Origin of the sequence: Cellulophaga baltica (genome assembly GCF_018861125.1) — a bacterium.
Taxonomy (GTDB): Bacteria; Bacteroidota; Bacteroidia; order Flavobacteriales; family Flavobacteriaceae; genus Cellulophaga; species Cellulophaga baltica_A.
This window is the reverse complement of sequence record NZ_JAHKQN010000018.1, coordinates 183,396-206,883: the sequence shown is the minus strand read 5'-3', so window position 1 is coordinate 206,883 and position 23,488 is coordinate 183,396. Positions and strand designations below refer to the sequence as shown.

21 protein-coding genes and 1 other RNA gene are annotated in these 23,488 nt (G+C 31.3%); 13 read left to right on the top strand and 9 right to left on the bottom strand.

Going from position 1 to position 23,488, the window contains the following annotated elements:
* The first annotated feature begins 21 nt into the window (after positions 1–21).
* Entirely contained in the window at positions 22–1,266 is a 1,245-nt protein-coding gene (gene rocD / locus KO500_RS09175) for an ornithine--oxo-acid transaminase (protein WP_215956233.1), read from the top strand.
* A 64-nt stretch (positions 1,267–1,330) separates the two neighbouring features.
* Here rocD and KO500_RS09170 read toward each other — a convergent pair whose 3' ends face one another.
* From KO500_RS09170 to KO500_RS09160, 3 genes are read right to left on the bottom strand one after another with little or no spacing between them, the layout of a single operon-like run.
* Positions 1,331–1,648 carry a CCC motif membrane protein gene (locus KO500_RS09170; RefSeq protein WP_215956232.1) on the bottom strand — a complete coding sequence of 106 codons (318 nt, stop codon included), beginning with the start codon at positions 1,646–1,648 and terminating at the stop codon, positions 1,331–1,333.
* 1 nt (position 1,649) lies between these two features.
* The gene (locus KO500_RS09165; protein ID WP_252732464.1) at positions 1,650–1,976 is read right to left on the bottom strand and encodes a CCC motif membrane protein; all 327 of its coding nucleotides are present in this window, start codon (positions 1,974–1,976) and stop codon (positions 1,650–1,652) included.
* Positions 1,977–1,992: 16 nt separating this feature from the next.
* Positions 1,993–2,292, bottom strand: a complete 300-nt coding sequence (locus tag KO500_RS09160) for a DUF2752 domain-containing protein (protein WP_215956231.1) — start codon at positions 2,290–2,292, stop codon at positions 1,993–1,995.
* Positions 2,293–2,343: 51 nt separating this feature from the next.
* Here KO500_RS09160 and KO500_RS09155 point away from each other — a divergent pair, with 51 nt between their 5' ends.
* Positions 2,344–2,532: a hypothetical protein gene (locus KO500_RS09155; protein ID WP_215956230.1), complete on the top strand. Its 189-nt coding sequence runs from the start codon at positions 2,344–2,346 to the stop codon at positions 2,530–2,532.
* Complete coding sequence (locus KO500_RS09150; protein ID WP_215956229.1) at positions 2,529–3,071, top strand: Smr/MutS family protein; 543 nt, start codon at positions 2,529–2,531, stop codon at positions 3,069–3,071. The genes KO500_RS09155 and KO500_RS09150 overlap by 4 nt, the downstream gene beginning before the upstream one ends.
* On the opposite strand, the gene KO500_RS09145 is transcribed toward KO500_RS09150, so the two are convergent.
* Positions 3,068–3,595 (bottom strand): hypothetical protein, encoded by a 528-nt coding sequence (locus KO500_RS09145; protein WP_215956228.1) that lies wholly within the window; start codon positions 3,593–3,595, stop codon positions 3,068–3,070. The two genes, KO500_RS09150 and KO500_RS09145, sit on opposite strands and share 4 nt — an antisense overlap.
* Before the next feature lie 166 nt (positions 3,596–3,761).
* Between KO500_RS09145 and KO500_RS09140 the strand changes: the two genes are divergently transcribed.
* Positions 3,762–4,910, top strand: a complete 1,149-nt coding sequence (locus KO500_RS09140) for a cysteine desulfurase family protein (protein WP_215956227.1) — start codon at positions 3,762–3,764, stop codon at positions 4,908–4,910.
* A gap of 6 nt (positions 4,911–4,916) precedes the next feature.
* Here the strand turns inward: KO500_RS09140 and KO500_RS09135 are convergent, their stop codons facing one another.
* The 3 genes from KO500_RS09135 to KO500_RS09125 are packed head-to-tail and all read right to left on the bottom strand — an operon-like array spanning position 4,917 to position 9,721.
* On the bottom strand, positions 4,917–5,573 hold the full coding sequence (locus tag KO500_RS09135; protein ID WP_215956226.1) for a hypothetical protein: 657 nt from the start codon (positions 5,571–5,573) through the stop codon (positions 4,917–4,919).
* A gap of 11 nt (positions 5,574–5,584) precedes the next feature.
* Positions 5,585–8,026 (bottom strand): TonB-dependent receptor, encoded by a 2,442-nt coding sequence (locus KO500_RS09130; RefSeq protein ID WP_215956225.1) that lies wholly within the window; start codon positions 8,024–8,026, stop codon positions 5,585–5,587.
* Positions 8,027–8,029: 3 nt separating this feature from the next.
* The gene (locus KO500_RS09125; RefSeq protein ID WP_215956224.1) at positions 8,030–9,721 is read right to left on the bottom strand and encodes a M23 family metallopeptidase; all 1,692 of its coding nucleotides are present in this window, start codon (positions 9,719–9,721) and stop codon (positions 8,030–8,032) included.
* A gap of 194 nt (positions 9,722–9,915) precedes the next feature.
* Here KO500_RS09125 and KO500_RS09120 point away from each other — a divergent pair, with 194 nt between their 5' ends.
* From KO500_RS09120 to rny, 4 genes are all read left to right on the top strand, one after another.
* Positions 9,916–10,206: a hypothetical protein gene (locus KO500_RS09120; protein WP_215956249.1), complete on the top strand. Its 291-nt coding sequence runs from the start codon at positions 9,916–9,918 to the stop codon at positions 10,204–10,206.
* A gap of 15 nt (positions 10,207–10,221) precedes the next feature.
* Positions 10,222–10,518 carry a cell division protein ZapA gene (locus KO500_RS09115; RefSeq protein ID WP_215956223.1) on the top strand — a complete coding sequence of 99 codons (297 nt, stop codon included), beginning with the start codon at positions 10,222–10,224 and terminating at the stop codon, positions 10,516–10,518.
* Between the two features lie 58 nt (positions 10,519–10,576).
* A non-coding RNA gene (ssrS, locus tag KO500_RS09110) (6S RNA) lies at positions 10,577–10,688 on the top strand.
* Between the two features lie 51 nt (positions 10,689–10,739).
* Entirely contained in the window at positions 10,740–12,311 is a 1,572-nt protein-coding gene (rny, locus tag KO500_RS09105; RefSeq protein ID WP_215956222.1) for a ribonuclease Y, read from the top strand.
* A gap of 76 nt (positions 12,312–12,387) precedes the next feature.
* Here rny and KO500_RS09100 read toward each other — a convergent pair whose 3' ends face one another.
* On the bottom strand, positions 12,388–14,841 hold the full coding sequence (locus KO500_RS09100) for a M14 family metallopeptidase (protein ID WP_215956221.1): 2,454 nt from the start codon (positions 14,839–14,841) through the stop codon (positions 12,388–12,390).
* 162 nt (positions 14,842–15,003) lie between these two features.
* Between KO500_RS09100 and bshC the strand changes: the two genes are divergently transcribed.
* The 3 genes from bshC (at position 15,004) to KO500_RS09085 (ending at position 19,065) form a co-directional block, all read left to right on the top strand.
* The gene (gene bshC, locus KO500_RS09095) at positions 15,004–16,605 is read left to right on the top strand and encodes a bacillithiol biosynthesis cysteine-adding enzyme BshC (protein WP_215956220.1); all 1,602 of its coding nucleotides are present in this window, start codon (positions 15,004–15,006) and stop codon (positions 16,603–16,605) included.
* 54 nt (positions 16,606–16,659) lie between these two features.
* On the top strand, positions 16,660–17,610 hold the full coding sequence (locus KO500_RS09090) for a glycosyl transferase family 90 (protein WP_252732463.1): 951 nt from the start codon (positions 16,660–16,662) through the stop codon (positions 17,608–17,610).
* Positions 17,611–17,694: 84 nt separating this feature from the next.
* A complete protein-coding gene (locus KO500_RS09085; RefSeq protein WP_215956219.1) occupies positions 17,695–19,065 on the top strand; it encodes a pyridoxal phosphate-dependent decarboxylase family protein in 1,371 nt (456 codons plus the stop codon).
* On the opposite strand, the gene KO500_RS09080 is transcribed toward KO500_RS09085, so the two are convergent.
* Positions 19,062–19,607 (bottom strand): pyridoxamine 5'-phosphate oxidase family protein, encoded by a 546-nt coding sequence (locus KO500_RS09080; RefSeq protein WP_215956218.1) that lies wholly within the window; start codon positions 19,605–19,607, stop codon positions 19,062–19,064. The genes KO500_RS09085 and KO500_RS09080 overlap by 4 nt on opposite strands.
* Before the next feature lie 140 nt (positions 19,608–19,747).
* On the opposite strand from KO500_RS09080, the gene guaA reads away from it, so the two are divergent.
* Both guaA and KO500_RS09070 read left to right on the top strand, forming a co-directional pair.
* Entirely contained in the window at positions 19,748–21,280 is a 1,533-nt protein-coding gene (gene guaA / locus KO500_RS09075; protein WP_215956217.1) for a glutamine-hydrolyzing GMP synthase, read from the top strand.
* A 52-nt stretch (positions 21,281–21,332) separates the two neighbouring features.
* A complete protein-coding gene (locus KO500_RS09070; protein WP_215956216.1) occupies positions 21,333–23,486 on the top strand; it encodes a LysM peptidoglycan-binding domain-containing protein in 2,154 nt (717 codons plus the stop codon).
* Positions 23,487–23,488: the final 2 nt, after the last annotated feature.

The window sequence follows — 23,488 nt, the reverse complement described above, 5'->3', positions numbered from 1 at the left end:
TTATTTAAAAAAATTATTATCATGTCAGTTTTAGAAAAAATGACTTCTGAAGATGCAATTGCGTTAGAGGACAAACACGGTGCTCATAATTATCATCCATTACCTGTAGTTTTAAGCAAAGGTGAAGGTGTTTATGTATGGGATGTAGAGGGGAAAAGATATTATGATTTTCTATCTGCTTATTCAGCAGTCAACCAAGGACATTGTCATCCCAAAATTGTTGGAGCAATGATGGAGCAAGCACAAACGCTTACTTTAACATCAAGAGCTTTTTATAATGATGTTTTGGGTGGTTATGAAAAATATGCTACTGAAACTTTTGGTTTTGATAAGTTATTACCTATGAATACAGGTGCTGAAGCTGTTGAGACAGCTTTAAAAATTTGTAGAAAATGGGCATATGAGAAGAAAGGAATACATGAAAATGAAGCTGAAATAGTTGTTTGTGAAAATAACTTTCATGGGCGTACTACTACTATTATTTCTTTTTCAAATGATCCTGTGGCGCGTAAAAATTTTGGTCCTTATACAAACGGATTTATAAAAATTGAATACGATAATTTACAAGCATTAGAAAAGGTTTTAAAAAGTAATACTAATATTGCTGGGTTTTTAGTAGAACCAATACAGGGTGAAGCGGGTGTTTATGTACCTACTGAGGGGTATTTAAAATCAGCAAAAGAACTTTGTGAAAAATATAATGTACTTTTTATAGCCGATGAAGTTCAAACTGGTATTGCAAGAACGGGTAAAATGTTAGCGGTTGATCATGAAAATGTAAAGCCAGATATTTTGATTTTAGGGAAAGCTTTATCAGGTGGTGCTTATCCAGTTTCAGCAGTGTTAGCTGATGATGCTATTATGGGGGTAATTAAACCAGGAAATCATGGTAGTACCTTTGGCGGTAACCCAATAGCGGCTAAAGTTGCTATAGCAGCATTAGAAGTTGTAAAAAATGAAAATTTAGCAGAAAACGCTAATGTGTTAGGAGAATTGTTTAGATCAGAATTAAACAAATTTATACCTACTTCAAATTTAGTAAATGCGGTTAGAGGTAAAGGTTTGCTAAACGCAATTTTAATTAATGATATAGAAGAAAGCTCAACTGCTTGGGATATTTGTATGGCATTAAAAGAGAATGGATTATTAGCAAAACCTACTCATGGTAATATTATTAGGTTTGCTCCACCATTAGTAATGACTGAAAAACAATTGTTAGAATGTGTTTCTATAATCACAGAAACAATACAACAGTTTGAAAAATAATACTTCAATTTAATAAAAATAAAAAATCCCCAAAGAATTTCTTTGGGGATTTTTGTTATACTGATTACTGAATTTGACAACCTTGTAAAGCAAATAATGCAATAAGGTATGCTATAATTGCACCAAAATATATTATAAAAAATAATAAGTACATAGCTGCAATTCCAATTCCTATATATGATAGAATTCTTCCTGTTTTTATATTATCATATCCTGAATATTCTCCGGGATTTAAATTGAAAATGCTTTCTGCTTTTTTCGCTTTAGATAATCCAATAAAACCTAAAATAGCTCCAAATGGTCCACAACAAAATAAAGTAATTACAATTGATAGAATCCCTAATGTTAGTGCATTACTTGCTTCGGGTAAACTTTTATTCATGTTATTGTTGTTGCATTTCTTCGGCCCACTCCATAATTCTTTGTTGCATTTCAGCATCTTTTCCAGTTACTTTCATATAAATATACGTACCAACCAATATTAAACTTAAAACTATACTAATAATTGAAATTATTTTAGCAGTTTTTACTGTTCCAAAATTTGAATATTCTTCTGGGCTTTCGTTGTATAAGTCAGTGTCTTGTTTTACTAAATAGAGTGCAATTCCAGCAAGAATTAATCCTCCAAATCCATTACTGCAACAACAACCAATAAATGATATGATTGAAAGTGTAATTGCAGCTGTTGCTTTTGGTAATTTTTGTTCCATAATTTTAAAGGTTTAGTTATATAAATTTTAATAGGTAATTAACGAGTATTAGTGATATAGTGATAATAGCGGTGCTATTAATTATAATATTAGCATGCTTTGCAGTATAAAAAAAGTTGAATATTAAAAAGCCGAAAAGAAATAGTAAGCTGTAAATTGCAGGGTACATTTTAAAGGCAGCAATGAATTCACCATGCAGAATAAGAGCTAAAGAGCGTTGAATACCACAACCAGGGCAATCAATACCAAAAGTTTGTTTGCTAAAACAAGGCAACATAAACTCTTCTAAATCTACTATAACTGCAACAAATCGCATTTTTTATTCAATTTGAATTTAATTCATGAAAAATACTACTAATTTTAACCAATGAAAATAAAACAAATCATTTATTTTATTCTAATTGTTGTTGGAACATTAACTGTTGTATTTGGGCCACGTTATATGGTTAAAGAATATGCTCTTGCTATAGGTATTGTTTTTTTAATGTTTGGCATATATAGTGTAACAACAACTTATGGGGATAAAAATAGCGAAGAGACAGATTTTGAAGAATGAATTTTAAAGTAGGAGATAGAGTAGAGGCTTTAGATGATACGTTAATCGGTATTGTAGCGTCTATTGACGGAAAAATAATTACTATGGAAAGTGATGATGGCTTTCTATTGAAATACGAACCTGCTGAGCTTATAAAAGTTGAAAGTGATACTATTAGTGTGTCAAATTTTGAGATTGCAAAAATTAAATCAGAAAAAGAACTTCCTAAAAAAAGAAATAAACCTGTTGTTAAAGCTAAAGATAGAAATGCACCAAAAATGGAAGTTGATTTGCATATTCATCACCTAATAAAATCACAAAGAGGTATGTCAAACTATGATATGCTTAATATTCAATTAGATACAGCAAAAAGACAATTAGATTTTGCAATATCAAAAAAAATACAAAAAATAGTTTTTATTCACGGTGTGGGTGAAGGTGTTTTAAAAGAGGAGCTTCGCTATTTATTTGGCCGATACGACAATGTAAAAAGCTATGATGCTGACTATCAGAAATACGGACTAGGTGCTACTGAAGTTTATATTTACCAGAACTATTAAATTTCGGTATAAACAGTTCCGAAATTATCAAGACTTAAGTCGGTAATTCTTTCTCCTTCATCAGTTTCAAAAGTTGAGCTCGTTATCTCAATAAAATGCTCATAAGTATCACTTTCTGTTTCGGATAGTATTGTAGTAATTGTAATACTTGCAGCACTAGCAACAATTTCAGTAGTTACAAGAGGTGTTGAAGGGGTGAGATCATCACAAAAATAATCACTATCTAAGCTATCATCATATATTCTATAAGTTAATGTGGTATCTGTATCATCTGTAATTTCAAATGACTGTTCACCTGCCTCATTTGTTAATACATCTTCATCTAATGTCAAAATAAGCACTTCGTATTCATCGTCATCATCATTAATTTTAAATAAAAGATTAGTTTCTGTAGGGTCTATAATATTATCATCATCACAAGATTCAAGCTCAAAACCATTAAATTCTATAGTATCAATAGTTAAATCTCCGTCATCACATGAAAATAATAAAACTAATAGTGCAGTAAAAAACAGTTTATTCATCTAAAATAATATTTAATAAAATAAAAATACTAAGTTGTTTTATGTGAACTAGTATTAAGTTTCAAATTTACATGATTTAACTTCAATTCTCCTAGAGCTTTAAGTCCAATTTGTGAAATTAGTCCTTATTTTCTTTTAAATTTGCTTTTTTATATTTTTTACAATTATGCGAAAAGTTTATTTAGATAATGCAGCTACAACACAGATAAGACCATCTGTAATAGAAAAAATGCAAGAAGCATTAGCTCATAATTATGGTAATCCATCATCTACACATAGTTTTGGTCGTACTGTAAAAACAGCTATTGAAACTACTAGAAAAACTATTGCGAAATTTTTGAACGCACACCCTTCTGAAATTATTTTTACTTCAGGAGGTACTGAGGCTGATAACATGATTTTAAGATGTTCTGTTAGAGATTTAGGTGTAAAAACAATTATTACATCAAAAATAGAACACCATGCAGTTTTACATACTGTTGAAGAGTTGGAGAAAGAATACGGAATTACGGTTTCGTACGTGAATTTAGACAGTTTTGGTAACCCTGACATTACTCATTTAAAAGAGTTGTTGCAACAAGATGATTCTAAAAAGTTAGTGAGTTTAATGCATGTTAATAATGAAGTAGGCAATATTATTGATATTAATGCTTTTGCTGATTTATGTAAAAATAATAATGCTTTTTTTCATTCAGATACAATACAGTCACTTGGTCATTATAATATAGATGTACAAGAGACCAAAGCAGATTTTTTAACTGCAGCTGCACATAAATTTCATGGTCCAAAAGGGATTGGTTTCGCATATATTAGAAGAAATACAGGCTTGAAACCTTTAATATTTGGAGGACAACAAGAACGTGGTTTTAGAGCAGGAACTGAAAGTTACCATAATATTGTTGGTTTAGAGGAAGCATTTGTAACTGCGTATGAAAATCTTGAAAAAGAGAGTGCTTACATATTAGAAATGAAACAGTATTTTATTAAGCAATTGAAAAATACATTTTCAGATGTTGCTTTTAATGGTCATTCTGCAGACCCTGATAAAAGTACATATACTTTAGTAAACGTCAGGTTACCTTTTGATGAGCAAAAATCTTTAATGCTGTTATTTCAATTAGATATTAAGGGTATTGCATGTTCAAAAGGTAGTGCTTGTCAATCAGGTAGTGATTTAGGTTCACACGTTTTGAGTCAAATACTAACACCTGATGAAATGAAAAAACCATCTGTACGTTTTTCATTTTCGCATTACACTACTAAAGAAGAATTGGATTATGTAATAAATGAACTTAAATTATTTGCAGAAAATTAAAACTAACTAGTTTTCTTTTCTGTTTTTAATACGTTCAGTATCATATGGGAATTTTTTAGTAGCAAGTTTCATCATTCTACTAATTAAATCTTGTGTGTTTTTACCTGTTTTTTTTGTGATTTTCTTTTCGTAACGCCATAATAATTTACCAGAATTACCATCACTAATTTTTATAGCAATACGTCCATAATCAGCATCACCAGTAATGTAATCTAAAAAGCTAAATTCTGTAGGTATGCCATCAGATAATAAAATATTTAAATCAGTCGTACCACTAACTACACCATCAACACCTAGTACATTACATAGTTCTTTTACGCTGTAAATATCAATATTTTCATACGTAATATTGTTTTTGGCTAAAATAGCATTGGTGTTTTTTGTATTCTGAAAATCTACAGTAAACTTCTTTTTCTTCTTGTTTGGCAGTGAAAAGTATTTTTCAAGAGCGTCTTGTACTGCATAGCCTTCTTTTTGTTCTAATGCTTTTTTTTCAGCTTTAGAAAGTGTCTCAGTCAAATCTAAATGCGTTAAAAAAGGCAATATTGCTAACTCTTTATGATTTTGAGAAAGGTTATCGAATTTTGGACTTTCATATATGTTTTTTTGAGCAAATGATAATTGAATACTCAAGAACAATAAGATGGTTACTATTTTTTTCATTTTACTATATTCTAAAATCGCATTTGGATTTTTAAATTCACTAATCGGCTTGTTAAATAATTAGGCACTGCAAATTGCTGGTCACTATTTATATCTCTAACCCATGTATTGGTGATGGAGTTTTGAGTGTTAAATAGGTTAAAAATTTCAAAACCTCCAGAGAGTTCTTTAAAACCATTTAACCAAATAATTTTAGTTGCTTTTTTATTTTCGCTTACAAAAGTATATGAAATTCCTAAATCTGCCCGCTTATAATCTCTTAATCTGTTATTAAAAATGTATGGATCTGCATAATTTGGTGATCCGCCGGGTACACCAGTGTTGTAGACCAAGTTTAAGTACATTTTTACATCAGGAATTGTAGGAATATAGTCTTGAAACAAAATTCCGAATTTTAAACGTTGGTCTGTTGGTCGGGCAATGTAACCGCGATTGTTACTATTTTCTTCTGTTTTTAAATAACCAATACTAATCCATGATTCTGTTCCAGGAACAAAAGCACCATTCAGTCTAAAATCCGCACCATAGGCATAACCTACAGCATTGTTGTTAGCTACATATCGTATTCGTACATCTTCAACGGTGTAGGTGTTTACATTTGTCAAGTTTTTGTAATAAATGTCACTTGTTAGTTTAAACGGACCGTCCCAAAGTTGAAAACTGTATTCATTGCTTAATACTGCATGAAAAGCTTTTTGTGCTTCAACGTTTGTATTTACAACACCTTTAAAATCTCTTAATTCTCTGTAAAAAGGAGGTTGATGGTAAATACCAGTGGCAATTTTAAAAAGCATGTCTTTTTCCCAATTAGGTTTTATGGCAAACTGAGCTCTAGGGCTTAGAATAACGTGAGAATTTGAGTCAGTATTATTTTTTACACTCCAATATTGACTTCGAATACCAAAATTGAAATAAACTTCACTTGACTTCCATTGGGTCTGTTTACTATATTGTATAAAGCCACTTAAGCGATTTGTAGTAACATAATTTGTAGCAAAAATGCTTTCTAGGGCTTCAATAGGCGTATCGAAAGGTTCTTCAGGTTGGTTGTTTGTGAAAATCTCATCACTTGGGCGAACAAAATATCCAATAGAATCTAAAAACTCTGACTCGCGTATTTGATCACGAATATCTTCGTAAGAATATTTTATACCCCATTCAAAAGCGTCTTCATTTTTATCAAATTCACCTTTATGTTCAAGGTTAAATATTAAAGCATCTAAGGTATTTCTGGCTCTGTTGAACTGTGTACCTAATTGAGTAGTGTTGCTACTTTCTTGTGAAATTGGGTCAATATCGCTAAGTTGATATTGTGAAACTACATCAGAGCGTTCTTCTTCAACAGTATGATAAAGTGAAGGTATTAGTTTTAAAACTAAATTATCATTTACAAAATAGCTTGCTTTAAAAGCACCTAGTGCAGTATTAAAACTATTATTTTCTTGTCCGGCGTAGTAGATTGAAATTGTTTTTGGGTTGTTAATAGTTCCAAAATTTGTAGTTCTAGTGTTAGGTTCATTTTTATAATTATTAAGCGCAATGTTCCCTAAAAAACTAAGATGGAATTTTTTTGAAAATTGATAGGTTTCATAAGTTTGAAAATCAACAATTTCAGGTTTTACTGTGGTTTGAGTTTCTTGGCTGTTAATTAATAGACTATTGTTTCGGTACCTAATTCCTGAAATTGAGCTTAATTTTTTGTTTTTACTTAAGGCTTCAACTGTTGTGCTTGCTTGTATTAAGCTGGCATTTATTTGGACACCGAAAGAGCTGGGTTTTTTGTAATTAACATCTAAAACTGAAGATAATTTATCTCCGTATTTAGCTTGAAATCCTCCAGAGGAAAATTTCACGTTTTCTACCATATCGCTATTTACAAAGCTTAAACTTTCTTGCTGTCCTGATCTTACCAAAAAAGGACGGTAAACTTCAATTTCATTTACATAAACAAGGTTTTCATCAAAATTACCACCACGAACATTGTATTGTGTGCTTAGTTCGTTTGAAGATGATACGCCAGGTAATAACTTTAAAATGTTTTCAACACCGGCATTAGCTCCAGGGATTTTTCTTATAATTTCAGGTTTAATGTTTAAGATACCTGTAGTGGCTTTTTCTCCGGTTGCAGTAACAGTAATACCATCAATTTGAGTGACATCAACTTTTAAAACAGGGTTAAATTCAAAAGTCTCATTAGAGTTTAAAATGATGTTTTTTAAAATAATGTTTTCGTACCCAACGTGTGAAAAAGCAATAGTTACTTCTTCATCGGCAGTAATTTGAAGTAAATAAAAACCATTTTCATCTGTTGTGGTGCCCGATAATTTAGAACTAATATTTGTGTTTGAAACAGGGTTGTTGTCAACATCAATAACTACACCAGTTATTACAGCATTTTGTGCTATTATAAAAGTGGGCAATAGTAAAAACAATAATAGTTTAATACATTTCAAGTTTTATTTTCTAAAGAATGTGCTTTTAAAAGTAGTGCTATTTCCAACATTATCAGTAACTATAACTTCTAAATTGCACTCTTTTTGGTCTAAAATTAAATTGTCAAAATTATAGGTAATCGTATTTTTTTTTGGTTCATATTCCATTAAAATCCATTTACCATTTAATGTAGCGCTGTACGTATCAATACCACTCAAATCATCAGTAATTCTTAAGCTTAAATAGTTGTAATTACTTAGCCATTTTTTGTCTTTAAAGTTTTTTGCTACTACTTTAGGTGCTATGGTATCTTTTGCAAGTGTATATGTACCTAAATCACGTGTTCTAGTTGAAAATGAATTACCTCTTTTGTAGGTTGATCTAAAGCTTGGTCTTAATTTATAATCTAAGCGCGCAATAAACATTTGCTTTAAATCATCAGAAGCGTATTTTTTAGTATCGAAAGTAATCGTAAAGTTTTGATGCGCAGGTACTGTGCTATTATGAATCATAACAGTATCTTTTCCTTTTTTTAGGTCAATATAAAAGTTTTCATAAAAAGTATTAGCTGGAAAGTACACTTGTGCGCCATCTAAATTGTAGGTATTTGGTTTTCTAGCAACCAAATAATTCTCAGTTTTTTCACCTTCTTTTTTAATTTTTAAAACTTCTTTTTTGCCTTCCACAGGAATAACAACTTTGGTTACATTGTCTTTAAAATCTTTCATCAAGATTTCAACATTATAACTAAGTCCTTCACTTACATCAATTTTACCATCATTGTATACCTTTTTGTAAATGCTCATGTTATTTCGAGGTGTTTTAAATAAGCGCTGAATACGTCTACGGTATTTTCCAAAATAAGAATAATCAATTAAAGTGTTTATATATCTTGTTTCACTAAAAGAAAAAGACTCAAGATTGTATTTTGTATATGTTTTTCCATTTACAATTTGCTCTACTGAATACAAACCATTTTGGTTTGCGGCCATATCTTGTCGATCAAAAGAATTAATTCCAAAACCAATAGTTCCTGTAGCATTTACTTTTTCAGCTAAATAAGAGCCATCAGCTTGTCTTGAAAACTTAAGCTCTGTGCGTAATTTACTTTGGTTGGCCTCACTTTCTTCTCCTAAAGGGTAAACAAAAAGATTAGACAAAACAGGATCTGTAGCATCACGAACATCATATCCGTATAACAAAGGATTTGTTGGTTTTTCAGAAACACTACTACGAATCTCAAAATGCAAGTGCGGGCCAGAAGAACCGCCAGTATTACCTGTGTAAGCTAATAATTCACCTTTTTCAAGTTTCAGTTCTCCAAAGTCAGGAAAAACCTCTATTTCGTATGATTTTTTAGCATATTGTTTTTTGTTAATATACGCTTCTATTTTAGGAGAGAATTTTTGCAAATGTCCATAAACCGATGTGTAGCCATTAGGGTGAGCAACGTAAATAACTTTACCATAACCCCAAAGTGATACTTTTATTCTTGTTACAGTTCCATCAGCAATAGCATAAGCTTTTAAACCTTCTCTTTGCTGTGTTTTAATATCAATACCAGAATGGAAGTGGTTACTTCTAAGCTCACCGAAGGTTCCAGCCAGTACAATAGGAATATCTAATGGAGACCTAAAGTAATCTTGCGGATATTTTTCTTGTGCTGTAGTTGCTGTTAGATATAAAAATAATAAACCAATGATGGTTGCTCTCATAATTGTAAATACTTGTTGCTACGAAAGTAATTAATAGATGTTAAAAGATAAAAACAATAGTACTCTAAATAAATTTTAAGTACCATATAATTGTAATTAAATTGAAAAACAGCAAATTAAAATAATATTGAAAAAAGAATTGGGAAGTCTTAATATGTGTGTTAACTTTGTGTAAAATGCATTTTGCGTTGCATATGAGTGAATTGGTAGAAATAGTAGATTCTTTAGAAAATAAAGTAAGTAAGCTTTTGCATAGAATAGAACTTTTGCAAAACGCTAATACTAAGTTAGAAGAAGAACTTACCATTGTAAAAAATGGAAAAAATGAAGCTAAGAATTCACTTTTGGTTTGGGAAGAAAAATATAATTCTCTTAAACTAGCAAGCGCTATGCTGGGTAGTGATTCGAATAAAACAGAAGCTAAGCTTAAAATAAATACATTAATTAGAGAATTGGACTATTGTATAGCTCAGTTATCTGAATAATAGTTTGCCATAAGAATGTCTGAAAAACTTAAAATAAAACTTTCAATTGCTGACAGAGTTTATCCATTAACGATAGATCCGAGTCAAGAAGAAGGTTTGCGCAAAGCTGCGAAAAATATTGAACAGCTAGCAAAAAATTTTGAGCAGAATTATGCGGTAAGAGATAAACAAGATGTATTGGCTATGTGCGCTTTACAATTTGCATCAAAAATTGAGCAAAAAAGTATTGAGCAATTAGAAGATACCACTGAAGTTACTGCTAAATTAAAGGCATTGGAACAGTTGGTAAGTGAAAAGCTAAGTGTAAAGTAAAAATACGTTCATTAAAATAAATTAAGTTACTGCCCACATTGGTAATTATTTTTGACAAACTCAACGTTAAATTGTTTAAAAAGGGTGAGTTTAAATTGTAAAAGCAGGCCTTGTAATACAATAGGATCCTTGAGCAATTTGTTAGCCCTAAACCTGTTATTTTGGAGTTTGTACAAAACTCGATCCAATGTGGGTTTTTTTATATAAATAGTTTTAAAATTATGGATAGTTCAACAATAGGAATATTAGCGGCAATCGTAGGCTTAGTAATAGGTTTTGTGATTGCTAAAGTAATGGAAAAAGGGAAAGCCTCTAAAACCATATTAAACGCACAACAAGAAGCAGACAATCTACTTAAAGGCGCAAAAGTAGAAGGTGAAAACATAAAGAAAGATAAAATTCTTCAGGCAAAAGAAAAGTTTTTAGAATTAAAAGCAGAGCACGAAAAAGTAATTACTAGTAAGGATAAAAAAATTGCTGAATCTGAAAAGAGAACAAGGGATAAGGAATCACAAGTTGGTAGTGAATTAGCACGAACAAAAAAGCTTGGTGCTCAGTTAGAAGAAAAAATAAAAGATGCTGAACACAAGAGTGATTATCTTGAGAAAAAGCAATCGGAAATAAATAAGTTGCACAAAAATCAAGTGCAACAATTAGAAGTTATTTCAGGTTTATCTGCAGATGAAGCTAAAACTCAGTTATTAGAGTCTTTAAAAGAGACCGCAAAGTCTGATGCTATGTCATATATGCAAACGACAATGGAAGAGGCTAAACTTACTGCGCAACAAGAGGCTAAAAAAATTATTATAAATACTATTCAACGTATTGGAACAGAAGAAGCAGTTGAAAATTGTGTTTCTGTTTTTAATTTGGAGTCTGATGATGTTAAAGGTAGAATTATTGGTCGTGAAGGTAGAAATATTAGAGCTTTAGAATCTGCAACAGGAGTAGAAATTGTTGTTGATGATACGCCAGAAGCAATTATACTTTCTTGTTTTGACTCTGTTCGTAGAGAAGTAGCGCGTTTGTCATTACACAAATTAGTTACTGACGGTAGAATTCACCCAGCAAGAATTGAAGAGATTGTTAAAAAGACAGAGAAGCAAATTGAACAAGAAATTGTTGAAATTGGTAAGCGTACAATAATCGATTTAGGTATTCATGGTTTACATCCTGAATTAATTAGAGCTGTTGGTAGAATGAAGTATAGATCTTCGTACGGTCAAAACTTATTACAACACTCTAGAGAAGTTGCAAAATTATGTGGCGTTATGGCTGCTGAACTTGGTTTAAATACTAAGATGGCTAAAAGAGCTGGTCTATTGCATGATATTGGTAAAGTGCCAAATACAGAAGCAGAAATGGAAACTCCGCATGCTATTTTAGGTATGCAATGGGCTGAGAAGTTTGGTGAAAAACCAGATGTATGTAATGCGATTGGTGCTCACCACGATGAAATAGAAATGAAAAACTTAATAGCACCAATTGTACAGGTTTGTGATGCTATTAGTGGTGCAAGACCAGGTGCAAGACGTCAAGTATTAGATTCATACATACAACGTTTAAAAGATTTAGAAGAAGTAGCTTTTGGTTTTCAAGGGGTGCAAAAAGCTTATGCAATACAAGCAGGTAGAGAGTTACGTGTAATTGTAGAAAGTGAAAAAGTTAATGATGATAAGGCAGCGGAATTATCTTTTGAAATTTCACAGAAAATACAAACTGATATGACCTATCCTGGTCAGGTAAAAGTTACTGTAATTAGAGAAACTAGAGCTGTGAATGTAGCGAAGTAATCATCTAATTGATTATAAATAATAAAGCCGAACTTATTTGAGTTCGGCTTTATTATTTTTTAAATTGTAGATTAGTTTAATCAACCATGAATAAGGCATTGGCAAAAAACAATTTTCCATTTTCCCAGAAACCTCTGAATATTGGGTTGTCAACCATATAAATTACTTTTCCTCTTCCGATTCTTTCTACACCAAAAACAAGTGTTTCGTTTATCATTTTTTGAGCTTCACTACCCGCAAAGCCAGAAACAGGAGTTATGTTGTTCTCTAAATAAACTACATTACCAGTTTCTAAATACTCATAAGCGTCATTACCAAGTTTTAGTGTAAAATACTCCTGGTTGTAGCCGTAAGCTAAAGGATTGGTGTTGTCAACTTTAGTTTTAAATATAGCGCCGGTAATTAATTTTTTAATTCCTTCACGTTCAGATTCTTCATAAGTGGTAAATTTATCAGTGTCTGTAGCATCTTTTTCTCCTTTTTTTGAGCTTATAGAAAAACCCTTTTTGCCTTCTAAAGCTTTAATTGCACCGCCCATAGCAATTAATTTACCTCCATTAGCAACCCATTTTTGCAAATCTGTAGCTTTTTCTTTATTTAAAAAACTATTGTAGCGTCCGTTAGGCAAAACAAGTACATCATACTTGCTCAAATCATATAAATTAATATGGTCAGCTTCTAAAACTGTTACTGGGTAATTTAATTGTTGTTCAAAAAAATGCCAAACTTCACCAAATTGTAATGTACGTGTTGGAGCTCCAGTTAAAATAGCAATTTTATTTCTTTTGACTGTATGCACTGAACTAGATCCAAAATCATCACCATAATCAACAAAACCTGTTGAGGTAGGCTGCAAGTATTTAGTATGTTTATTTGTTGTGTTAGTTAACTTTTGAATAAAGTTTTTTGTATGTCTATTATCAGATTTAGTGATAATTAAACTTCCTTCTTTAAATTTTTCTCCACCAATACCGAATGATTTTTGAGAGAAACGAACTTTAATATTTTGTTGTAATAAATCAGCTAAAAAGCGAGCATCATTCATGCTATTCCAACTTGTCACATAAGCATAAGTATTTTCTGAAATAACATTATCAAATTCGTCTTTTTCTGACGTTAGGTTGTTGCTTATTTTACTTTCGGATGCTATAGTGTTTAATCCGTATGCATATGGTAGCGACCAAGCAGTAATATCATACGTAAGTGAATCACTCAGCTTTGCACTAGGTTCAAATAAAACTTTAACCAAGGTACCTTTGGGTTGATCGGTTGAAACCACTAAAGCATCAGTTTTATATTTATGAGATTTTATTTTGTTAGAAGCATAATCTAAACCTTTTACAGTAATAGGTTTTGTCCACCCGTATTTAACCTCGTGTTGATCTAATAATTTAGTTAATGTTTCTAAATTATTTATGTTACCGTTTAACACATAACTTTTGTATTTAAATTCTTTGTTATTATAGAATTTTTCAAATTCGGCATTTAGTTTTTCTGTGTTTTTTGCGGCAACTTCAATTGTTGAAATTCCAGTAGTAAAATGGTGATCAATTCTGTCTTTCAGAGTTAAAGTATCTCCTTTTTGAGTAAGTACGCCTAAACCCGCTCTTCCACTACCACCTTGTTCGTAGGTCATACCTATTGCCCCGTTGTACAAAGGGTAGGTGTCGCCATAACTTGGGTATAGTAAATCAAAAACCTCTTTGGTGAAATAATACCATCCGTTTCTATCAAAATAACTTGCATGATTTTTACCTATAGTGACTTGAAAATCGCGTTGAAAATCTGTAATTACTTCATGGTAAGGTTCTGCTGCAGGTGCAAAATAATAAGGGGCTTCAATACCTTGTTCATGAAAATCTACATGAATATGTGGCATCCATTTATTGTACACTTTAATACGTTGTTGACTTTCTATTTGAGTAAGCCATGCCCAATCTCTATTTAAATCAAACATGTAATGGTTTGGCCTTCCATTTAACCAAGGCTCATTATGTTCAATGCTTTTTTGATCGGCATTATAAGTTGCGTTTTTATTTTGGTAATACCAATTCACGTAGCGGTCACGTCCATCAGGGTTTAAGCATGGATCAATAATAATAAGAGTATTATCTAACAAAGCTTTTTGGTTAGTTAATAGCTCATAAATTGTTTTCATTGATGCTTCGGTACTTACACTTTCATTACCGTGAACATTATAACTTAGCCAAACAATTGCTTCTTCTGAACTCCCTTCGCCAATTATACTTTTTAAATGTGATTCACGAATATTTTCTAAGTTGCTTATATTTTTACTAGTTGAAATATAAGTAACGAATAAAGGTCTTTTTTCATTGGTTTCACCGTAAAATTCAATTTTTACTTGGTCAGGAACTTCATTGGCTAAATATTTGTAATAATCTACAACTTTGTGATGTCTTGTAAATTCAGTTCCTAGTTCATAGCCTAAAAAATCAGATGGAGATTGTATGCTTTGACTTTGAATTATGTTGTAAGAAATTAGAATTAAAGCGACTAAAATTTTTTTCATTTAGGAAATTGTTTGGATTTAATCAAAGCTAAGAATAAAAACAGAAAGTCGTATAATGCAATATTTATATTTATTTCGGCTTTAGATATCACAACTTAACGTATTTTTAAGCTACAATAAAATCTAAGAATTTTATATTTACAACCTTTTTTAAATTAGCATATGAAGATTGATGGTGTTCCCTTCAAAAAAACTGGTTATTTCTCTAAATTAATAGGAGACTATTTAGATGAGGTTAATACGCTAGACCCTTTTTACAATCGTTTTCCAAAAATTGAAAATTTTAAATCTCAGATAGAAGAGAAACAACAAAATTTTCCAAAAGAACATAGAGCTATTCTTAGTGAGGCATTGCAAAATCAATATAAAAATTTTGAAGCTAGTGATGCAACATTAGAAAATATAAAAGCTTTAAAATCAGAAAATACTTTTACCATTGTAACTGGGCATCAATTAAACCTGTTTACGGGGCCGTTATATTTTTTATATAAAATTATCTCAACTATTAACCTTACTGAAGAGTTAAAAGAGAAACACCCAGAAAGCAATTTTGTTCCTGTTTATTGGATGGCAACAGAAGATCATGATTTTGATGAGATAAATTATTTTACATTAAACGGTAAAAAAATACAATGGAATGTTGAGGCTTCCGGTGGTGTAGGTAGATTGTCTACTGAAGGTTTAGAAGTGATAGCGTCAACATTAGCATCAGAATTAGGGGCAAGTAAAAATGCTGTATTCTTAACAGAATTATTTAAAAAAGCATATGTGTCACATGATAATTTAACTGATGCAACACGTTATTTGGCTAACGAATTGTTCAAGAGCTATGGTTTGGTAATTGTTGATGGTGATGATAAGGTTTTAAAACAATTGTTGATTCCTTATGTGAAATCAGATTTATTACAAAATACATCATTCAAAAAAGTATCAGAAAGTATTGACAATCTGAATGCTTTAAATGGAAATTATCCCATTCAAGTTAACCCAAGAGAGATAAATTATTTTTATTTAACTGACGGGGTTCGAGAACGTATTATTGAAAAAGATGGTGTCTTTTATGTAAATGATACAGAGCTACGTTTTACTGAAAAAGAAATATTAGAAGAGTTGAATGAGTATCCTGAACGTTTTTCTCCAAACGTAGTTTGCCGTCCTTTGTATCAAGAAATTATTTTGCCAAACTTATGCTATATAGGTGGGGGTGGCGAGTTGGCTTATTGGTTTGAGTTAAAATCATACTTCTCAGAAGTAAAGGTAACTTTTCCAATGTTGTTGCTCAGGAATTCAGTCTTGTTGATAACAGAAAAGCAGTCTGAGAAAATGGAGAAATTAGAACTTAATATTTCTCATTTATTTTTAAAACAGAATAGTTTAATCAATAAAAAAATAAGAGATATTTCTAATATAGATATTGATTTTTCGCCTCAGAAAGAACATTTGAAGGCGCAATTTGAGTCAATGTATGAATTGGCTAAACAAACTGATGAATCTTTTGTTGGCGCAGTGAAAGCACAAGAAATTAAACAATTGAAAGGTTTAGAAAATTTAGAAAAAAGATTGTTGAAAGCTCAAAAGCGCAAACTGAAAGATCATGTTATTCGTTTAACAAGTTTGCAGAATGAATTGTTTCCTAATTTTTCATTACAAGAACGGCAAACCAATTTCTCTGAATTTTATTTAGCTTACGGTGATCAGTTAATCCCTGCTTTGGTAAAACATTTAGATCCTTTGACTACCGAATTTGAAGTTTTAGTACTTTAAATAAAAACCCTTTTCAAAAGCATATTCTATATTATCTTAATATTTTTACAACTTATGAAGTTAGATGATATTAATTTAATTTATTACGCAAAAAATTTTGGTAGAAATGCTTTACCAGAAATCTTTTTTAAAAAAGTATTTAAAAGTATAAAAGAATACGAAGCTGTCTGTGATAAAGAAGAGTTGAATGCTAGGTTAGCTTATTATTTTAAAAGCGATGAAACTTTTGAAGTTCCTGAAGAGGCTGTAGCGGTAAAAGACTTCAAAAAAACAATTAGTACGACCTATTTTTTTGACCTTAAAGAATTCCTTCATTTTTTTAAATCACCTATAAAATTTGCTTTTCACTTTGGTGATGAAACACACGTAAATTCATATCCAACATTATTTAAAGCAAGACCTATTAATGGTGATAATGCAAATTCTATTTTGTTTAAATTAAATAAGCGTAGACATTTTAAATGGGTAAATGACAATTTAAAATTTACTGATAAAAAAAGTAAAATGGTTTGGCGTGGTAAAGCTTGGCATGCTTTAAGAACGGATTTTGTTAAGAAATTCTACAACAATCCGTTGTGTAATGTAGGGCAAGTAAATAAATTGAAAGAAGATAAACCTTGGGTGAAAGGTTTTTTAACTTTAGAAGAACAACTGAAATACAAATTTATATTTTGCCCTGAAGGGAATGATGTTGCGACAAATTTAAAATGGGTGCTATCTTCAAACTCACTCTGTATAATGCCAAAACCAAATTACGAAACCTGGTTTATGGAAGGTACGCTTGTCGCAGGGGTGCATTATGTTGAGGTAGAGGCAGATTGTTCTAATTTAGAAGAAAAGCTTGAGTATTATTCTAAAAATGATGGAAAAGCACAAATTATTATTGACAATGCAAATAAGCATGTGAAGCGTTTTCAAAATAAAAAAATGGAAGATTTACTTTGTTTAAAGGTGTTAGAGAAATATGCTGTACTATCTAACCAAAAAGATTATTTCAAGTTTTAATTGCTTAAAATACTAAGGAGCTCTAGCTTTATAGAAAATTATTAATAGTGTTAAAATTATAGTTAATAAAAAGTACATTTTTAAATGCATAATATAGATATTGAAGTAGTGGAAATGACACTTGATGTCATGAAGTATGTTATCAATCGTATCACAAAAACTTCTCCGGAATTAGGACAACCTAAAAAGGAAGAAGAATTAAAAGCTTTAGTTGGTGATACTATAACAAATGAAGGAATTGGCGGAGAAAAAGCTTTTCAATTGTTTCGTGATGTATTGGTAAAAGCAACAGTGCCAATTGATCACCCTAGAAATTTAGCATTTGTACCTGCTTCTCCTACGAGAGCATCTATAATGTTTGACTTAATAACAGCAGCATCAAGTATCCACGGTTCTTTTTGGATGGAAGGTGCAGGCGGTATTTTCTGTGAAAATGAGGCAATGCATTGGTTGGTTTCTTTAGCAGGAATGCCAAAAGGTGCTTTTGGGGTCTTTACAAGTGGTGGTACAGCTGCCAATTTATCAGCAATGGTTGCTGCTCGTGAAAATTGGAGGCAAAACCCTGAAAATGTTGATAAAAAAGGAGTTATTATAACGTCAAGTGGTGCGCATTCATCTGTAAAAGCAATGGCTAAAGTTATGGATGCTGAAATTCTTTTAGTGCCTTCTGAAGAAAGTATGAAAGTTGAAGAATTAAAAGCTTTATATGTTGATTTACCATCAGAAAAACAGAGTAGAGTTTTTTCAATTGTAGCAACAGCAGGTACTACAAATGCTGGTATTATTGATGATTTAAATGGAGTTGCTGATTTTTGTGAAGAAAATAATTTATGGTTTCATGTTGATGCAGCTTATGGAGGTGGAGCATTACTAGCAGATTCTGTTCGCCATTTATTTAATGGAATTGAAAAAGCAGATAGTATAACTATCGATCCGCATAAATGGTTATTTTCTCCATATGATTGTGGTGCAGTACTGTATAAAAACCCAGAAATAGCAAAAGCAGCACATTCGCAAGAAGGTTCTTATTTAGAAATTTTTAAAGATGAAGGTGCACATGGTTTTAATCCAACCGATTATCAAATTCAATTAACAAGAAGATTAAGAGGTATGCCATTGTGGTTTTCATTAGCTATGCATGGTGTTGATAAATATAAGTGGGCAGTAGAATGTGGTATTACTTTAGCGAATACTGCAGGTAAATTTATAACTGAAGATGAGCATGTAGAATTAGTTCGTGAACCAAGTTTGTCATGTGTGTTGTTTAGACGCATTGGTTGGACACCTGATGATTATAGAAATTGGACCTATGAAAACCATAGAAAAGGTTTTGCATTAGTAACGCCTACAAAATGGAAAAAAGGAGATACTTCTGAAACGGTAGCTCGTTTTTGTTTCATAAATCCTGATACAACTGAAAAAGATATCTTAGATATTTTAGCAACAATGCATTAAGGAACTAGAAAATCATTTTTCCATTCATTGCCTTTTTTTGTGTACTTTATTTTTGCGTGATTAGGTTTATCTAAGCGTAGATATTCAATAGTATTTATTTCAATTGTGATAATGCAAAAATGATTTTCTTCGTTTAAGTATTCAATTTCGGTTTGGTTTTCTATACAGCTTCCTGGAGCTAAACTGGTTGTGTAGTCTTTTTTAGCTTCTTCTGGTGTTTGGTTCCAGTGTTTATTGATGATTTTTTCATTTTTAACGAGATGAGCAGTCCCTTCAATATGTAATTGTATTCTTTTTTCAGGATGATAAAATAATGAACTTACCTTATTGTTTTTATCGATATCGATTACTTTTTGAGATCGTTTGTCAGTAAAGAAACTAATATTCCAATTTTCTGAAAAATCTCGAAATACAACCGTTCGCAATCTTGGGGAATTATTAGCGCTTAAAGTACCAAGGGTGAAAAAACGAAAAGGATGACCATATTCATTAATTCCTTTATTAAGTTCTTCTTTTATTTCTGAAAATATAGTGGAAGTCATATGGCAATTTTTGGTGTAAATATGTTGTATCTGATTAGAAAAGTCAAATATGTTAATAGTTTTGAAAAAAATGTTGAAACATTTAGATAAATATAGTTAAAAGAAGCTTTTCTAAAATTTTCAATTTACTATTTTTGCGGATGCAAAATAACGTCCTGATTTTAGATTTCGGTTCTCAGTATACACAACTTATCGCAAGAAGAGTTAGAGAACTTAATATTTTTTGTGAGATTAAGCCTTACAATAAGCCTCCTGAAGATTTATCAATTTATAACGCAGTAATACTGTCTGGTTCTCCTTTTTCGGTTAGAGCTGAAGATGCGCCGCATCCGGACTTGTCTGAAATACAAGGTAAAAAACCTTTGTTAGCAGTGTGTTACGGAGCGCAATATTTAGCGCATTTTAAAGGTGGTAATGTTTCGCCTTCAAATACGCGCGAGTATGGTAGAGCTAATTTATCATATATAAAATCAGGTGAACCTTTCTTTAATAATATTTCAGAAGGTAGTCAAGTTTGGATGAGTCATTCAGATACCATTAAGGCTTTACCAACTAATGGTATAAAATTAGCCAGTACTAATGATGTTGAAAATGCGGCCTATAAAATAGAAGGTGAAGATACATATGCGATACAATTTCACCCAGAAGTATACCATTCCACAGATGGTAAACAATTATTAGAAAACTTTTTAGTAAATATTGCTGGAGTAACACAAACTTGGACACCAGATGCCTTTGTGGATACTACTGTTGACTATTTAAGAGAAAAAATTGGAGATGAAAAAGTTATTTTAGGCCTATCAGGTGGCGTAGACTCTTCGGTTGCAGCAATGCTTTTACATAAAGCTATTGGTAAAAACTTGCATTGTATTTTTGTAAATAATGGTTTGTTACGTAAAGATGAATTCCCGAGTGTATTAAAACAATATGAGGGAATGGGCTTAAACGTAAAAGGAGTTGATGCTTCGGCACGCTTTTTGGATGAGTTAGCTGGAGAGAGTGATCCAGAAAAGAAACGTAAAATAATAGGTCGTGTTTTTATTGAGGTTTTTGATGATGAATCACACCTAGTAACAAATGCAAAATGGTTAGCACAAGGTACTATTTATCCTGATGTTATTGAGTCTGTCTCAGCAACAGGAGGTCCATCAGCAACTATAAAAAGTCATCATAATGTAGGTGGTTTGCCAGACTTTATGAAACTGAGTGTTGTTGAGCCTTTACGTATGTTATTCAAAGATGAGGTTCGTAGAGTAGGTTCAAGTATGGGCTTAGATCCTTTATTATTAGGTAGGCACCCATTTCCAGGTCCAGGATTGGCAATTAGAATATTAGGAGATATCACTAGAGAAAAAGTAGCTATCTTGCAAGAAGTTGATGCTATTTTTATAAATGGATTAAAAGAAGCGGGGCTTTATGATGATGTTTGGCAGGCTGGAGCTATGCTTTTACCTGTAAATAGTGTAGGAGTTATGGGTGACGAAAGAACTTATGAAAAATGTGTGGCTTTACGTGCAGTTGAAAGTACTGACGGTATGACTGCAGATTGGGTAAATTTACCTTATGAGTTTTTGCAAAAAACATCTAATGATATTATAAATAAAGTGAGAGGTGTTAATAGAGTAGTATATGATATTAGCTCTAAACCGCCAGCAACGATAGAGTGGGAATAAGCAACAAAATCACGAGTGACAACTAGCAAAACAAAAACATTTTTTTAATTAGATGAAAAAGCCAATATTTAAAAATTACCTAACAATTGTATTTGTAATGCTGTTTAGTGTTACCGCTTTTGCCCAAAAATTTACAACACACTCTGTTAAAAAAGGAGAAACTTTAGAAGGTATTTCACAACAATACAAAGTTACTCCTGAGAGCATTGTTGCTTTAAATAGAGAAATTAAAGGTTTAAGTGAGTTGAAATCGAGCACAATCTTAGTAATTCCTTTAGATGCTAAGGCTTCTGAAGTAAAAGACGTAGTTGTTACTAAAAGTAAGTCTAGCTCAGAGAATGTGATTGTTGTACAAGAAGAACCAACAGGTTTTGAAACATATAAGGTTAAGAAAAAAGACAATCTGTATAGGCTTTCAGAGAAATTTAATGTTAGTCAAGATGCTATAAAAAGATATAATAAAGAGTTGTATTCTGTACAATTAAAAAAGGGAATGTATATTAAAATTCCTAAGTACAAGAAAATAATAGCTGAAGAGAATCCATTTGATAGTGGTGATTTTGAAAATTATACGGTAAAGCCTAAGGAGACAAGATGGTCTATAGTTTCTAAATATGGGATTACAATGGATAGCCTTTTAGTGTTGAATCCTGATTTGTCTCATGAAAATACTTATGTAGCAGCAGGGCAGGTATTATTATTACCAAAACTTGCAGGTAGTTCAACTGAAAATCAAACTACACAATTATATACTTCTTATGTTGTGCCAGCTAAAAAAGGATTCTATTCTTTAGAAAAAGAGTTTGGAGCAACTGAAGCAGAAATAAAAGCTTTAAACCCTGAAGTTAAAGAGCGTGGCCTACAAGAAGGAATGGAAATCAGAATTCCTAAAAAGAAAGCTGACCCAACAGCAGTAAACACTGATAATTTTATATTCTATGAAGTTAAAAAAGGTGAAACTGAATATTCTTTAACTAGAAAATTAGGTGTAAAGTATAAAGAGCTTTTAGCTTTAAACCCTGATTTAGAATCGGGTTTTAAAACGGGAATGGTTTTAAAACTTCCTAAAAATAGTGAAGGTGATTTTGAGGTTAAAAATTCATTGGTAATTGAAAACGTGAATTTGATTAATTCTATGAATCTATCTACAAAACCAAATTTGGTTTTAATGTTGCCTTTTAGATTAGATCTTATTGATGTAAACCAAAAAGAAGCTGCAGTTAATTCGATAAATAAGCGAAAAGATGCAAATTATAGTCTTGGTCTGTATAGTGGAGCTTTAGTAGCAATAGATTCAATTAATAAATTAGGATTGTCAGTAAATGTTTCGGTTTTAGATAATGAAAAAAGTGTTTCTAAGACTAAACAATTATTAATGAACTCTGCAGTAAAAAATGCAGATGTAATTATTGGCCCTTTAGATGCGGCTTCATTACAAGAAGTAGCTGTTAGAGTAGGAGCTAAGCAAATACCAGTCGTAGCGCCATTACCTGCTAAAACAGATGTAAGTTTATCAAATGTTTTTTACTCGATACCTTCTGATGAGGTGTTGAGAAATCATATATTTTCTTTTATTAAAGAAAATAGAACTACACAAAATATTGTTGTTATTAATGATGCTGCTCATGCTACTGTGAAAAATTTAATTGTTCAAGAATTTCCTGATGCTAAATCACTTTTACTAGATGAGAAATTCGCTATGAAAAATAAGATTTTAGCACTACTTTCTTCTAAAGAAGAGAATTGGGTGTTTTTAGAAAGCGATATGCAAAATACAGTAAACAGTGTTGTTTCAGTTTTAAATGCTTCAATTAATGATAGAATAAAGATAAGATTATTCACAACCAATAAAGGTAAAACATTTGATGGTGATAAAATTAATCACACACATTTATCCAATTTATCCTTTACATATCCTTCAATAGAAGGTGATGAAAAATATGATTCTTTTGAAAAAGCTTACAAGAGAAAATTCTCAGGTAAAACGCCAGATAAATTTGCACGTCGTGGTTTTGATTTAACTTTTGATGTTTTATTGAAACTGGCATTCAAACAAGATTTATTTGAAGCTTCAAAATTTGTTGGTGAAACAACGTATAGTGCAAATAAATTTGATTATCAGAATAAAGGAGCTTCTGGTTTTTATAATAATTCTAGTTATATTATGGCTTATGATAATATGTGGATTAAAGAAATAAAAGACTAGAT

What these genes read in the sequence shown, in the direction of transcription:
- bshC (WP_215956220.1), top strand. Translation starts at nt 15,004, where the DNA reads ATGAAGATTGATGGTGTTCCCTTCAAAAAAACTGGTTATTTCTCTAAA.
- KO500_RS09080 (WP_215956218.1), bottom strand. Translation starts at nt 19,607, where the DNA reads ATGACTTCCACTATATTTTCAGAAATAAAAGAAGAACTTAATAAAGGA.
- KO500_RS09120 (WP_215956249.1), top strand. Translation starts at nt 9,916, where the DNA reads ATGAGTGAATTGGTAGAAATAGTAGATTCTTTAGAAAATAAAGTAAGT.
- KO500_RS09135 (WP_215956226.1), bottom strand. Translation starts at nt 5,573, where the DNA reads ATGAAAAAAATAGTAACCATCTTATTGTTCTTGAGTATTCAATTATCA.
- KO500_RS09150 (WP_215956229.1), top strand. Translation starts at nt 2,529, where the DNA reads ATGAATTTTAAAGTAGGAGATAGAGTAGAGGCTTTAGATGATACGTTA.
- KO500_RS09155 (WP_215956230.1), top strand. Translation starts at nt 2,344, where the DNA reads ATGAAAATAAAACAAATCATTTATTTTATTCTAATTGTTGTTGGAACA.
- KO500_RS09070 (WP_215956216.1), top strand. Translation starts at nt 21,333, where the DNA reads ATGAAAAAGCCAATATTTAAAAATTACCTAACAATTGTATTTGTAATG.
- KO500_RS09170 (WP_215956232.1), bottom strand. Translation starts at nt 1,648, where the DNA reads ATGAATAAAAGTTTACCCGAAGCAAGTAATGCACTAACATTAGGGATT.
- rocD (WP_215956233.1), top strand. Translation starts at nt 22, where the DNA reads ATGTCAGTTTTAGAAAAAATGACTTCTGAAGATGCAATTGCGTTAGAG.
- KO500_RS09165 (WP_252732464.1), bottom strand. Translation starts at nt 1,976, where the DNA reads ATGGAACAAAAATTACCAAAAGCAACAGCTGCAATTACACTTTCAATC.
- guaA (WP_215956217.1), top strand. Translation starts at nt 19,748, where the DNA reads ATGCAAAATAACGTCCTGATTTTAGATTTCGGTTCTCAGTATACACAA.
- KO500_RS09125 (WP_215956224.1), bottom strand. Translation starts at nt 9,721, where the DNA reads ATGAGAGCAACCATCATTGGTTTATTATTTTTATATCTAACAGCAACT.
- KO500_RS09085 (WP_215956219.1), top strand. Translation starts at nt 17,695, where the DNA reads ATGCATAATATAGATATTGAAGTAGTGGAAATGACACTTGATGTCATG.
- KO500_RS09090 (WP_252732463.1), top strand. Translation starts at nt 16,660, where the DNA reads ATGAAGTTAGATGATATTAATTTAATTTATTACGCAAAAAATTTTGGT.
- KO500_RS09160 (WP_215956231.1), bottom strand. Translation starts at nt 2,292, where the DNA reads ATGCGATTTGTTGCAGTTATAGTAGATTTAGAAGAGTTTATGTTGCCT.
- KO500_RS09115 (WP_215956223.1), top strand. Translation starts at nt 10,222, where the DNA reads ATGTCTGAAAAACTTAAAATAAAACTTTCAATTGCTGACAGAGTTTAT.
- KO500_RS09145 (WP_215956228.1), bottom strand. Translation starts at nt 3,595, where the DNA reads ATGAATAAACTGTTTTTTACTGCACTATTAGTTTTATTATTTTCATGT.
- KO500_RS09140 (WP_215956227.1), top strand. Translation starts at nt 3,762, where the DNA reads ATGCGAAAAGTTTATTTAGATAATGCAGCTACAACACAGATAAGACCA.
- rny (WP_215956222.1), top strand. Translation starts at nt 10,740, where the DNA reads ATGGATAGTTCAACAATAGGAATATTAGCGGCAATCGTAGGCTTAGTA.
- KO500_RS09100 (WP_215956221.1), bottom strand. Translation starts at nt 14,841, where the DNA reads ATGAAAAAAATTTTAGTCGCTTTAATTCTAATTTCTTACAACATAATT.